Below are 13,261 nucleotides of genomic sequence, written 5' to 3'. Positions count from 1 at the left end.
GCCTATACATCCTGTACAAAAAAGGTCAGTAAACTGCCCCTTCGTGAAGTCTGCAAGAGACTTACAAGGATCAGATCACTGACCTTTATTTATTTCAGTATCGATTCCATATTGAACTCATCATGGTATGTGGTTCAACAGCTATATCTTCTCCACCCTGAGTACTGCTCCTTGAGGAAGCACAGCCTCCACCCGTTCTCTGACCTTCGAATCGGCGACAAGCTCAGGATCAAGCACAGCGGCAATTCCCTGATCCGACGACGAACGAATCAATCGCCCGAGCCCCTGCCGCAGTCTAAGAAGCATATAAGGCATGTCCACTTCCTCATAGCTGGACTCTGCTGCCTCCCGCTTGGCCATAAATACCGGATCTTCCGGGGGATACGGAAGTGACCAGATCATGACGTTGGATAAGGAGGGTCCCGGTACGTCCAGTCCTTCCCACAAGCTCGTTGCACAGAGTACCGTTTCCTCATTGTTCTGGAAGTCTGCAATCAGGCTGCTGATCTCTCTGTCCCCTTCGAACAGCATCTTATAGGAAGCGAAATAAGGGTGCTGGGCTGCAGCCTGCTTGAATCTGCGCAGCTCTTCCATTGTAGTGAACAGAAGAAGGGCTCGTCCTTCGGAGTGTGCGAGCAGCTTGGCGGCACTCGCCAGCTTTTTGGCAAAGAGAACCTCACTTCGAAGCTCTCCCGCCTCGCAGAGCTCTTCAGGTACAATCAGTCTCATCTGATCGGCATAATTATATGGTGAATTCACGGAGAACGATAAATAATCGGTAATACCAAGACTATCAGCGACATAATCAAAAGACTGTCCTACGGATAGTGTTGCAGAGGAGAATACGATCGGCATATTCAGCCCGAATACTCGCTGCTCCAGCACTTCTTTGACCTTTTGCGGCATAACAGCCAGCGTGACGTCGCCGTCCTCGCTCTCTTCCGCCCAGCAAATATAACTGCCTGGCTGTCTGAACAGCTGGAGAGCCGTTTGAATCATCTCGAGGTGCTCCTCCACTATTCGAAGCTTATATTCATTGAGAGTGTGCAGGCCGCTTTCGAACACCAGCTCCTCGTCAATCGCCTCAAGCGTATCATTCCAGCGATTTAACTGTATGAGCAAAGCCTCATTAACGCCCACTCTTTTCCGATCTGATCCCGGAATGGTAGTACTGAGCTCTTGAACCAAGCTGAATACCACTTTACTTTGGTCAATGGCATCCTCTACCCGCTCAGCGAGCGTTTCACGTATTTCTCCATCCAGAAGCCTTGTAATCATCTCTTCAAAAGCGGTGTGCTTCAGCTTATAGCTGAGCGCATGCTGTGCAGCAGATTCCAGCAGATGGCCTTCGTCAAACACGACAGAGCTGTGCTCGGGAAGCAGTGGAAGCTGACCTTCCCTCTTTCTCCCTTCATATGTCCAAACATGCTCCATATAATAATCGTGAGAACAAATGATGAGATCAGTCGACTTACGGTAATGATCTCTCGAGAGGGTCATCCCGCAGCGATGCCTTTTGTCGCACACAAAACAATCCTGGAAAGAATCCCAGCTGATCTTGTCCCACTGCTCGTCGTTTAGATGGGGATATTCCTTCCTGTCCCCGTAAGGGGAGAAGGTCTGCAGCGTTCCAGGCGAATGGACGAAGTCCGGCAGACTGTCATATACCTCTTCAATTACACCGGCATCCTCATCCTTAAGGCGGGCGCCGTCCATCTTTTTAAGACAAATATATTGATCCGGGGATTTCCCCAGTCTTGCGTCAATGTTCAATCCCAAGTAGCGTGCAAGCTTGGCAATATCGCCTTCCGGCTTGACGAGCTGCTCAATTAACGATTCGTCCGCACAAGCAATTACAGCTGGTTTACGGGTATAACGGGCATAGTTCACCGCATACAGCAAATACACGAGCGTCTTCCCCGTACCGACACCTGCTTCTGCAAATATCGTCTTCTTGTCGGCATAGGCTCTTTCCAGCTGATACGCCATATAAATCTGTTCATCCCGCACTTCAAAACCATGCTCGGGCAACATATCATAAAATACATCCGCCACCCAATCGCCCACTTGCTTCACGAAAGGCTCGGTCGGATTATAGGAGAAAGGATATCGCTCCACGGTTACTCCCCCACATTAACATTTTTCTTATAAGGTAAATCCACGCCATGATATCTAAATACCAATTCAGGCAAACATCAATTATCTCATAAATCCAAGATGATAGCAATTTTTTTATTGCTGATTCGATGCATTAAAATGAAGCAGCTTGCTTAAGCTATGCTCAAAAAGTAACCAGGTACGCATAGTATATAGAAATGGGGCGCTATGAACGAATGAATTGGAACATCCGCCAAGAGTATCCATCCGACTATTATGCCATTACAGAACTGCATGCTCTCACCTTCTCTTACAGCTACGGAATGGGTGAGGCCGTTCTTGTCAATATACTGCGAGCACGGAGCACTTTTGATCCGGAGCTGTCTCTCGTTTGCGAGCTGGATGGGCAGATTATCGGCCACATTTTATTCACTCCCCAGCCTATACGTATCCAGGGCAGCACCTACCAAGGTCTAATTCTGTCTCCACTAGCAGTTCATCCTAATTATCAAAAACAAGGTATCGGATCTGCATTAATCGAAGCGGGCCATCATCGTGCCTTACATAAAGACTTTGCCTTATCCGTTGTACTGGGTCATCCCCATTACTACGTTCGCTTCGGATATCAAGGAAAGGCATGGATGGACGAACAGGTCCACATTCCTTTGGAGAGCATCTATACCGATCGTATTGCCGTAGTAAGGGAACGCCGTATTGAGCTGGGAGATATTCCGTCTTTCTTACTGATGTGGGAGCATCTGCATGCCTCCTCTCCGCTGGCACTAATTCCAGGTTCATCTATTCAGGATTGGATCAGCCCCGGTGCAGGTACGATCAGCACTGCCTTATTAATTGATGAGAAACTTAGCGGATATATTAGATACTCCAGCACAGACCCGGAAAAAATCAGCTTCATTGTGGCACAGGACAGTCATTCCCTGCTCCTCATTGCAAATTACTTCAAACAAAAGTTAAACCCGCTTACGGCTTCTCACTTATCTTTGCCGTTACCAGCAACCTCCTATTTACTCGAAAGGTTTGCTACAACCTTTGATGTTAACATCAGCACTTACGCCGAATATATGGTCAAAATATTAGAAGGCCCCCTTCACTCCAAGCTGCATCATCATTTCACTGCCTTTGAGGAGGGTACCGTCCCGCGCGGCTCCATTATCTGGCCTGTTGAGTTTGACGTGTGTTAGCAGCACAAGACATAACATCTGATGCAATGATTATGATGATGTGAGCTCTGTAACGACGGAGCCGCTCGTCTCCGATATAACCTCCATTCCTCATGAGCAGTGAAGATGATTATTCCTGTACCCCTCTATATCACGTATGATTCAGATTGCAACCGTTACCAAACCACGGGTGCCAATCTAAATCAAATTATAGGAGGAATCGTAGTGACGAAATTGAATCTGCTTGACTACAAAACAAAACGGAAGTCTGTCGCCTTCCGAACGCTTGTATCCGGAATCAGCCTGTCTCTTGCCCTTCCCTTACTTCCCCTAACGAGTTTATCTGCTGAGAGTACTTCTGCTGTAATGATTGCTGAGGCTGGACCTCAAAATACACAGGCTCTCACAGCTGCCGGGAATTTATACGTAGCTCCTAACGGTTCTGCAAGCAATCCCGGGACACTCCAAAGTCCGACAACCCTTGAACATGCACTCACGCAAATTGAAGCAGGCTACACAATTTATATGCGCGGCGGTACTTACAGCTATCCCTCTACCATTACAATTGATCGAAATAACAGCGGCAATTCTGCCACGGCAAGAAAAACACTGGCTGCCTACGGAAATGAGAAGCCTGTCCTTGATTTTTCTGCCCAATCCTTTGCCTCGACCAATCGCGGTTTGCAGCTGTTTGGCAGTTACTGGCTTGTGAAAGGTTTGGAAATTAAAGGCGCGGGAGATAACGGACTGTATATAGCCGGTAACTATAACCGTATTGAAAATATAGAATCGCATCATAACCGGGATACTGGAATTCAGCTTGGCCGCTATGCGTCCACTGCCGGATACAGCGAATGGCCCGCTTATAATGAAGTTATTAATTCCTATTCACATGACAATTACGACCCTGATAATGGCGAAGATGCAGACGGTTTTGCTGCTAAACTTACGGTCGGCCCCGGCAACGTATTTGATGGATGTATAGCGGCATATAATGTCGATGATGGCTGGGATCTCTATACGAAGGACGATACAGGCCCGATTGGACCGGTAACGATCCGCAACAGCATTGCCTACAAGAACGGTCAAACCTCGGACGGAACGTCTACTACGAGCAGTGACGGCAACGGATTTAAGCTGGGTGGAGAGGATATCGCGGTGAATCATACGGTGGTTAACAGCATTGCTTTCCAAAACAAGAAGCACGGCTTTACTTTTAACAGCAATCCCGGCTCCATTAACTTCAAGAACAATACATCCTGGAGCAACGGACAGAGTAATTTTGCATTTGATGAGGGTACGCATATCTTCACAAACAATTTATCCTTTGCCGGAGGAGCAAGCGATAAGACGAGCGGAACAGACGTAGCATCCAGCAACGTGTGGTGGAAAAACAAAAAAAGCGTCAATGCGAAGGGGCTGCTCGCCAGCAGTGAAGATTTTCAGTCTCTTGTTCCCGCAGTTGCTCGTGACGCAAACGGAAATCCGGTATTGGGCAATTTCTTGAAACTGGCTTCAGGCAGTGATTTGATCGGAGCCGGGACACCAAGCGGTACAAATATTGGAGCACGTTAATTGTTACTACAAATATGTAAGAAGGAGCCGACAAGCGTTCGGCTCCTTCTTACATATATTCACTGATTTCAAGCCTCAAACAGCACTTCCCCTGTCCGGGATAGATCATATCCCGATATTGAACCCAGCTCCCGGATAAAGGACTCGGAACGCAATATATCCAGAACAGTTCGAATAAGCACTTCATTCTCGGGCTTATTTATTAGCACAAGGTCATATCTCTCTACCGTCAGCGGAATGAATTCCACCCCTTGCACAATCGTTGCCGCTTTCTCGATGCCTACTCCGACATCTGCCTGTTTGGAAGCGACCCTTCCGGCCACAGCCAAATGATTGGATTCCTCGTCATAATAGCCCATTAGCTCTCGGGCAGCGATCCCATGCATACGAAGCTGTTCCTCAAGCAGCACCCGTGCTCCTGCACCCCGCTCCCGGTTCACCATACGAATTCCCGACTTGGCCAGATCCTTCCACTCATGCAGTTCATGAGGATTGCCAGGCTGAACGTATAGTCCTGCTCGTCTGCTCATCAAATTCACAACTTTATAAGAGCAGCCGATCAGCAATTTGCGAATATAAGGAATGTTGTATTCTCCGGTATCTCCGTCCAGTAGATGGGTGCTGACAATATCGGAATGTCCCTGATACATGGAAATTAAGCTGTCCAGGCTGCCTACGTAGGATCTAAGCGGCCTGATGCCAGGCGAGCGCTTCTCTATATGCCGCACCAAAATATCGAGGCTCATATCTTGTCCTGTAATCACCACTTGCCTTACTCCCTGAGTCGTCACCTGAACAGCTGGTGGATTCGCAGGAGCATCGATCACCGGAGTTAAAGATCTTGTCTCCTCACTAGAATATTGACCAACCCCTTTGGAGCGCTGCTTGTACGCCTCAAGATCAGAGTGGTCGACCCGCATCTGCTTACCTACACGATAGGCTGTAAGCTGCCCCTTCTTAATCAGATCGTACACCGTTAATTTTGATATTTTTAGTAGCTGGGCGATTTCCTCGGTTGTATAGGAAATATCAGTCACATCTGCCACCCCTCTTGTCAGGTATGCAATAACAAATGATTAATGCTATTGATTGTACCATACTCTTTTCTTACCCTCGTATTGTAATTGTTCAAAGAACCAATATAATATATTTAATTATATCTAATTATAATCAAATATATCGATTGGATGGAGATTATGTTAAAACAAACGAAGCTTAGTATGATTTCTTTCTTCCTTCTAGCTCTGGTATTCATATCTGCCTGTGCATCACCCAATGCTTCTTCACCATACCCTTCAGCAGACCATAACAATTCGGACAGCAGCGCATCCTCGACTCCTTCATCTGAACGCACAGAGCTGACGATCTCAGCGGCTGCAAGCTTAACTGATGTACTGGAGGAACTACAGCCCCGCTTTGAGACAGCTCATCCTGGTATAAAGCTCAGCTTCAACTTTGGCGGCTCCGGCTCTCTTCAGCAGCAGATTGAGCAAGGGGCACCGGCTGATCTGTTTCTGTCAGCAGCTGAGAAAAATATGCAGACCCTTATAGATAAGGGGCTCATGGATACAGAAAATACGACTACGCTGTTAACCAACGAGCTCGTACTGATTACTTCCAGCAGCAACGAGCTGCCTATATCCTCTGAGCAGGATCTCACTGCTAAAGATATCAAGATTGTTGCCCTTGGCATACCTGAAAGTGTACCTGCAGGAAGCTATGCACAAGAGGCGCTTACTTCGCTTGGCTTATATGAACAACTCCAACCCAAAATAGTTCAGGCCAAGGATGTGCGGCAAGTATTACAGTATGTCGAAACCGGGAATGCCGATGCCGGTTTTGTATACAAAACAGATGCACTTACTTCCAGCAAAGTGAAGATCGTGCACACTGTCGATCCCTCAAGCTACACAGCAATTACATACCCTGTAGGTGTGGTATTGGACAGTGCGCATCCCGAAGCGGCAAAAGCGGTTTATGACTTTTTACAGTCTTCCGAAGCCCAAGCTGTATTTACTAAATACGGGTTCTCGGTGCCTGAATGATGTCAGCTTCATTTGACTGGCATGACTTCTGGGCTCCTGTGCGCTTATCCTTACTGGTTGCCCTATTGTCCAGTGTTATCACGATTGTGATGGGCGGGCTTACTGCAAGATGGATGTCCAAGAGCAAGTTCAAAGGAAAGCTGCTGCTAGAAACAGCGTTTATGCTGCCAATGGTCCTTCCACCCACGGTTGTAGGCTTTCTGCTGCTCGTCCTGCTGGGGAGAAATAGCTGGATCGGAGCATGGATTGAGGCCATCTTTGCCGCACCTGTCGTATTCTCGTGGACAGCCTGTGTCATCGCCGCTGTTGTCGTCTCGTTTCCACTGGTGTATCAGACGATGAAGGTCGGATTTACGTCCATTGATTCCGAGCTTGAAGCTTCCGGACGCTCGATCGGTGCGAATGAATGGCAGGTATTCCGGTATATTACACTTCCACTCATCTGGCCTTCTGTTATTTCTGCTTATATTCTCGGATTTGCACGAGCGCTTGGTGAGTTCGGCGCAACGCTGATGCTTGCAGGCAATATTCCAGGAAAAACTCAAACCGTCCCTACGGCCATATACATTGCTGTGGACAGCGGGAATACGGTCATGGCCTGGGCCTGGACGATTGCGATCGTACTTATGTCGTTCCTGCTGCTGCTTCTGACAGGACGCAGAAAAAAGGATTAGCATTGTTTATATATATAAACAGAACCACTCCAATGCAGCGGCAGGAAATCAGTGAAATCAGTGTATGCAGCATAAATAATAGTTCAAACCAAACCCTTATGTGATTTTAACGAAGGGTTTTTTGGTGCTCAATTTATTAATATATTTTTGTTTTTGGAATTATTACAATATATGGATATAAAATGGGTCCCGAAAACAATTTATTTAGTTACAATATTGTTACTTTAATGGATACCTGTTTCAAATCAATGACAATTTATTACCCGACTTAGCGGAAATTATTCGAAAAAATCCGGTTCTTTCTATGTTTTATTCCAGTAATTGGTGTACAAAAAGTAAAACAAAGGTAACATTTTTGATACTTTTTAACCTTAATTTATTATATATTAATTACAGTTAATTCATATTAAAAAAGTGTGCCGAATCTATCAGAATAGTACGGGGGACGATTTACAATATTTGGGGTGAATGCAGCAGTTAAGAAATGCTAGAGTACCTTCTACTCGAACCCGACAACTAACCTCGGAGGCAATTGGAGGAAATTTTCAGAATGAAGAAGTTTGGTAAATATATGTTGTTCTCATCCCTGCTCGCAGCTGGGTTAATCATGGGTAATGGACAAGCAGATGCATCCTCATCCAGTACCAATACGGTAAATATTCAAGTGAACAGTAATCTGATCGATTTCCCAGATGCGGAGCCATTCCTGGATCAGAATTACAGTACACAAGTGCCTGTCCGCATGCTTGCTGACGAAATGAACTATACGATTAAAGTATTTAAGAGCGGAAAAGAAACAGTGGTCAAGCTGTCCAAGGGCGGTACAACCATTCGTATTCAAACCAACCAGACGACTGCGATGGTCAATAGCAGCAAAGTAAGTCTTGGCACGCAAGTGTTCATCCGAAATGACCGTACATATGTACCCATTCGTTTTGTATCAGAAGCCATGGGCTATGACGTAACTTGGAAAAAGGATCTTATGCTGGCCATGATCAGCACAACCGGTAAAACATACAGCCCTGCACTTGTTCCAAACGACCATGTCAAAGGCACCAGCATTGTAAATGAAGCGATGAATCACATCGGCGTTCCTTATGTTTACGGCGGTTCGACCACAAGCGGGTTCGACTGCTCTGGTCTGGTTAAATATGTATTCGATAAATACGGAGTATCCCTGCCGCGTACAGCAGCTACCCAATATAACCAAGGCTCATCTGTATCCAAAGGAAACCTGCAGCAAGGCGATCTGGTCTTCTTCAAGACAACAGGAAGCTCGATCTCTCATGTCGGTATCTATGTAGGAAACAATAATTTTATTTCAGCTACCAGTTCCTCCGGCGTAAAAATCGACAGCCTGGACAATACCTATTGGGGTCCTAAATACATCGGTGCAAAAAGAGTTCTATAAAATGAAATGTATATAATTAAAACCCCTTTGCTGCTTGCCTGCAAAGGGGTTCATTATGTATGCTCTGTATTGATACCTATAGCAAAGAAGCTGCCACAGTAATTTTGTGGCAGCTTCTTTTTATATATGATATTGGATTAGTTCGTAAACAGATGATTACCGATCTGCTTGATCGCTGGACGTTCCTTGCTCCATTCGGAGGTTGCGATCTCAGGGTTATAGTAGTACAGAGCTCCACCTGACGGATCCCAGCCATTGAGCGCACTCTTTGCCGCCTTGATCGCAGTCTCATCAGGAGCCAAATTGTATTGGCCGTCATCTACGGCGGTAAACTGTCTTGGCTGCAGAATGACCTCTGTGATGGAGTCCGGGAATGCATCCGATTGAACCCGGTTTAAGATCACTGCTCCGACCGCTACTTGACCTTCAAAGGATTCTCCCCGGGCCTCGCCATGGATGGCCTTGGCTAGTTGATTCAGTGAGGTTTGGTTAATCGGTGCTTTTTTCTTAAGCACGCTGATCGTCTCTGGCCCTGCGATTCCGTCAATCTTGAGTCCAAATTGCTTTTGGAAGGAGCGAACGGCCTGCTCCGTTGCCTTACCGTAATATCCTGTTGACCCTGCATTCATAAATCCGATACTGCTTAGTCTTTCCTGCAAGTCCAGCACATCAGCACTCTGAATTCCCTGCTGCATTACCGCAGCACTTGCACCTGCCGGTGCAGCAACCGTTCCATACGCTCCCAGAAGCGCAGCACAGATCATTAGTCGTTTTGTCAGTTTTCTCATTGATGTCATTCCTCCAGTTGTGTTTGAATGTGTCGCCGAAGCAACACCTGTCATAGTTCTGCATTCAATTGAATGTATCTATAAATATAGATAAGTGTATATTTAGATATATTTGGATACAAATCGCCTCATATAGCGATGATGGCACGGCCTATATGTCAGTGCAGATATATTATAATTAATCCGCTGAAAGCTACCAAAATCGAGTACTAATGATATCCTTCAGCGGATCATTCTTTTTCCAATTACAGTACAATCTCCATCTTTACAGTAAACTGTTGCATTTTATACAGAAGCGAATTGGATCCATCCGCTATTTCGTAAATACATGATTCCCAAGTGTTTGCGTCACAGGCCGGGATTTAATCCACGACGAGGATGCTGTCTTAGGGTTATAGAAATATAGAGCACCCTTGGAGGGATCATAGCCCGTCAGCGCCCTGCGGGCAGCCTCATAGGATGCAGCCGTTGGACTGCTGAGCTTACCGTCCATTGCCGGCGTAAATTGATTCTTCTGGAATATGACGTTGGTTATGGAGTCCGGAAAAGCATTGCTCTGTACCCGGTTCAGAATAACGGCACCTACCGCAATCTTACCTGTCAAGGATTCACCGCCAGCCTCATCCTGTATAATTCCTGCCAAATGCCGAAGCACCTTGTTATTGATTGGAGCAACAGCCTCAAGCTTGGACTTCGTATTAGGACCGACAACACCATCCACACTTAATCCGTAAGCTCGCTGGAATGACTTGACGGCAGCTTTCGTATGGTTACCATAGTAACCGCTGATTCCAGCCGTAAAATAATTTTTGCTATGCAGTCTTTCTTGTACTTCCACGACCTCTGCACTTTGACTGCCAAGGCGCAGTGTCGCCGCATCTGCTGATGCCGCTGAACCCAGCACGGAAAGTGCACAGGCACATGTTATTAATAGAGTTGTTATTTTCTTCTTCATTAAGATCAGATATCCTCCAGTTTCATTCATGTTAGTCTGTATCATCAAGGACGACTGACTTCATTACTTGAAAAGGCGGAACACAAACGTTCACCTACGAACTACACTATATCACAGGTTACAAATTTGTCATATCTGACAATGGTCCTAATCTTCGAGCTCAAGCCCTTTAGTCTCTCGGCCAAGGATAAGAACCGCCGCTGCTCCTATTAGCACGGTAACGAAAAACAATACGAAGATGGATTCCACAGCGACCCCTTTTTGCACCAATAGTCCTACGAGCAGCGGTGCAAGGATCCCCCCGACCCGACCGATTGAGGCTGAAAGACCGACACCTGTAGAACGCGCCTTAAGGGGATACAGCTCCGGTGTATAGGCGTACATTCCTCCCCAGGCTCCAAGGTTAAAGAATGATAATGACATCCCTGCCAGAATCAGGCTGACTTCTGTTTCCGCATTACCGAACCACAGCGCACTTATCGCAGTCATTACCAAATATACAACGAGAACAAACTTGCGGCCGAACCTCTCGATGAAGTACGCTGCTGTGAAATATCCCGGAAGCTGGGCCAATGTCATAATCAGCACATACTGAAAGCTCTTGACCAGCTCAAAGCCCTTGATCTGCATAATGCTTGGCAGCCACAGGAACATCCCATAGTAAGAGAACACCACTGTAAACCATAGAATCCATAGCATCAGCGTCGTCTTGCGATGCTCAGTGGACCACACCGATGCAAATTTCTCGCGAAACGGAACTTTACGCAGCTCCTGCTTGTTCTCAAGCCGAGGTGAATCCTCGATGGCTCTTCGCAAGTAGAGTGCATATAGGGCAGGCAGCGCCCCGATCAGAAAAGCCACTTGCCATCCGTATTCGGGAATAACGAAAAAGGAGATCAGCGCAGATAGAATCCATCCCGCTGCCCAGAAGCTCTCCAGCAGCACAACGGCTCGTCCCCGCTCTTTGGCCGGTACAGACTCCGATACGAGCGTAGAGGCTACAGGAAGCTCTCCACCAAGTCCGACCCCGGCAATGAACCGGATAATGCATAGAAACACGTAACCTGTAGCCAGTGCCGAAATTCCGCTTGCTACAGAGAAAATAAGCAGTGTCCACATGAGGACCGCCTTACGTCCATACTTATCTGCCATCGTTCCTGCCAGCAATGCACCTACCGCCATGCCGATGGAGGTGGAGCTCGATACGAGTCCAACTTCACCCGGCGTAAGCAGCCATTCTTTGGCCAGTGCCGCAACGATAAAGGACATCATGCCGACTTCCATTGCATCGAACATCCAGCTGAGCCCTGCGCTGAACAGCAGCTTGCGCTGCTTCGGATTACGCAATACTTCTAAATTACTCATTGTAAGGTTCTGCTCCCTATCTATGTATTTGAATGAATCAACATCCACTTGAACTAAAGATCTTGCTTCGCCGGTCTTAGGATAGATTCTTCCCATCCTTCTCCAGTTTATATCTTCAGTTCATGCTAAATAACCCATCAAACTATTTATAATGGATTCTGCCAAACTGTCAACCTTTATTTAATATAAAAAGGAGAACAGTCAGCCTCATAGCTACTGTTCTCCTTGACTACTCGTTTTTTTGTGCAAAGGTTAAATCCCCTGTTACCTTTTGGTACCATGCCTCATAATGATGGATCGCAAGTCCTGCGAAGGAACGATGGGTCGTGCCCAGCTTGCCTGCAATTTCAATCTCCGATTCCATGTTCGTTACCGGCTTACGGAAAAAGGTTAAATGCTCGCCTTCGTCGGTATGGCCCAGCTCAGCGCCAATCCACACCTTCTTATCTAGATCATCCGCCTCCGCAAGCTCCTCCTTGGACAGTTCATACATCTGCTCTCCGCTGTCCCTGTAAGCCATAATGGCGATGGCATCGAACCGGTCAATCACCCAGCGGCTGAACGTGCCGCTGCCATCAGGAGCTTCCCTGGAGTCAAGCCAGAACGGTACAGCAGCACTCATGTATAACCCGGCTTCTGCACCTTCCCGGCTCCATTCCTCCATGTTCTCGCTCCATTCGGCAATGACGGCTGCTTCCTCCCGTTCCCATCTTCTCAGCTGGTAGGGCTCAACATCGAATTGAACACCGTCGAACTTCTCTTCAGGGGCTGCATTCCCATTGTAGGTCTTCACCCATTCAATCCATGCCGTTCCTTCACTTCGCTTCTCCGCATAAGCCCAGTCTGCATGTCCGTTCAGCGCATGAACCGTAATATCAGCAGCATGCGCTGAACGGTTGAATGACCGATAAGCCTCATCACTTACTTCTTGCTGCGTCTGGAGGAAGACCGTGTCCACCTCCTGTTCTTTCAGGAATTGCACGATCTCCTCCGTATGCTGCTCAATAAGTGAGGCATCCCAGAGCCAGGTTGCTTTTTTCTCATCCATGACCGGTGACTTCAGCATGAAATACAGAATGAGTAAAACTACAACGATGACAATCATGAGGCTCCATTTTACCCATGCAGGATATGCATTCCATGCTTTTCCTCCTCTAATCATGGATGGTT

Annotated in this window: 11 protein-coding genes and 1 riboswitch; of the genes, 5 read left to right on the top strand and 6 right to left on the bottom strand. The window is 46.9% G+C overall.

Annotated features, from left to right (window positions below):
- Positions 1-141 precede the first annotated feature (141 nt).
- Complete coding sequence (locus BLW49_RS15740; RefSeq protein WP_090725462.1) at positions 142-2,118, bottom strand: ATP-dependent DNA helicase; 1,977 nt, start codon at positions 2,116-2,118, stop codon at positions 142-144.
- Between the two features lie 215 nt (positions 2,119-2,333).
- Here BLW49_RS15740 and BLW49_RS15735 point away from each other — a divergent pair, with 215 nt between their 5' ends.
- On the top strand, positions 2,334-3,299 hold the full coding sequence (locus BLW49_RS15735) for a GNAT family N-acetyltransferase (protein ID WP_177178750.1): 966 nt from the start codon (positions 2,334-2,336) through the stop codon (positions 3,297-3,299).
- Between the two features lie 345 nt (positions 3,300-3,644).
- On the top strand, positions 3,645-4,853 hold the full coding sequence (locus tag BLW49_RS15730; RefSeq protein ID WP_076313530.1) for a right-handed parallel beta-helix repeat-containing protein: 1,209 nt from the start codon (positions 3,645-3,647) through the stop codon (positions 4,851-4,853).
- A gap of 68 nt (positions 4,854-4,921) precedes the next feature.
- On the opposite strand, the gene BLW49_RS15725 is transcribed toward BLW49_RS15730, so the two are convergent.
- Positions 4,922-5,899: a substrate-binding domain-containing protein gene (locus BLW49_RS15725; RefSeq protein WP_090725459.1), complete on the bottom strand. Its 978-nt coding sequence runs from the start codon at positions 5,897-5,899 to the stop codon at positions 4,922-4,924.
- Positions 5,900-6,049: 150 nt separating this feature from the next.
- On the opposite strand from BLW49_RS15725, the gene modA reads away from it, so the two are divergent.
- The 3 genes from modA (at position 6,050) to BLW49_RS29040 (ending at position 8,983) form a co-directional block, all read left to right on the top strand.
- Positions 6,050-6,898 carry a molybdate ABC transporter substrate-binding protein gene (modA, locus tag BLW49_RS15720; protein ID WP_076313144.1) on the top strand — a complete coding sequence of 283 codons (849 nt, stop codon included), beginning with the start codon at positions 6,050-6,052 and terminating at the stop codon, positions 6,896-6,898.
- A complete protein-coding gene (modB, locus tag BLW49_RS15715) occupies positions 6,895-7,572 on the top strand; it encodes a molybdate ABC transporter permease subunit (protein ID WP_076313145.1) in 678 nt (225 codons plus the stop codon). The genes modA and modB overlap by 4 nt, the downstream gene beginning before the upstream one ends.
- A gap of 407 nt (positions 7,573-7,979) precedes the next feature.
- Positions 7,980-8,117: riboswitch (cyclic di-AMP (ydaO/yuaA leader) on the top strand.
- A 5-nt stretch (positions 8,118-8,122) separates the two neighbouring features.
- A complete protein-coding gene (locus BLW49_RS29040; protein ID WP_083655886.1) occupies positions 8,123-8,983 on the top strand; it encodes a C40 family peptidase in 861 nt (286 codons plus the stop codon).
- A gap of 137 nt (positions 8,984-9,120) precedes the next feature.
- Here the strand turns inward: BLW49_RS29040 and BLW49_RS15705 are convergent, their stop codons facing one another.
- The 4 genes from BLW49_RS15705 to BLW49_RS15690 all read right to left on the bottom strand — a co-directional run bounded on the left by BLW49_RS15705 (position 9,121) and on the right by BLW49_RS15690 (position 13,253).
- Positions 9,121-9,771, bottom strand: a complete 651-nt coding sequence (locus BLW49_RS15705) for a cell wall hydrolase (protein ID WP_047910978.1) — start codon at positions 9,769-9,771, stop codon at positions 9,121-9,123.
- A 313-nt stretch (positions 9,772-10,084) separates the two neighbouring features.
- Positions 10,085-10,726 (bottom strand): cell wall hydrolase, encoded by a 642-nt coding sequence (locus BLW49_RS15700; RefSeq protein WP_047910977.1) that lies wholly within the window; start codon positions 10,724-10,726, stop codon positions 10,085-10,087.
- A 147-nt stretch (positions 10,727-10,873) separates the two neighbouring features.
- Positions 10,874-12,091, bottom strand: a complete 1,218-nt coding sequence (locus tag BLW49_RS15695; protein WP_047911234.1) for an MFS transporter — start codon at positions 12,089-12,091, stop codon at positions 10,874-10,876.
- Positions 12,092-12,320: 229 nt separating this feature from the next.
- Positions 12,321-13,253 (bottom strand): hypothetical protein, encoded by a 933-nt coding sequence (locus BLW49_RS15690; RefSeq protein ID WP_076313146.1) that lies wholly within the window; start codon positions 13,251-13,253, stop codon positions 12,321-12,323.
- Positions 13,254-13,261 lie beyond the last annotated feature (8 nt).

The organism is Paenibacillus sp. PDC88 (assembly GCF_900106725.1).
GTDB classification, from domain to species: domain Bacteria; phylum Bacillota; class Bacilli; order Paenibacillales; family Paenibacillaceae; genus Paenibacillus; species Paenibacillus shunpengii.
Note: the sequence above shows the minus strand (reverse complement) of the source record. Positions and strands in the feature narration are given on the sequence as shown.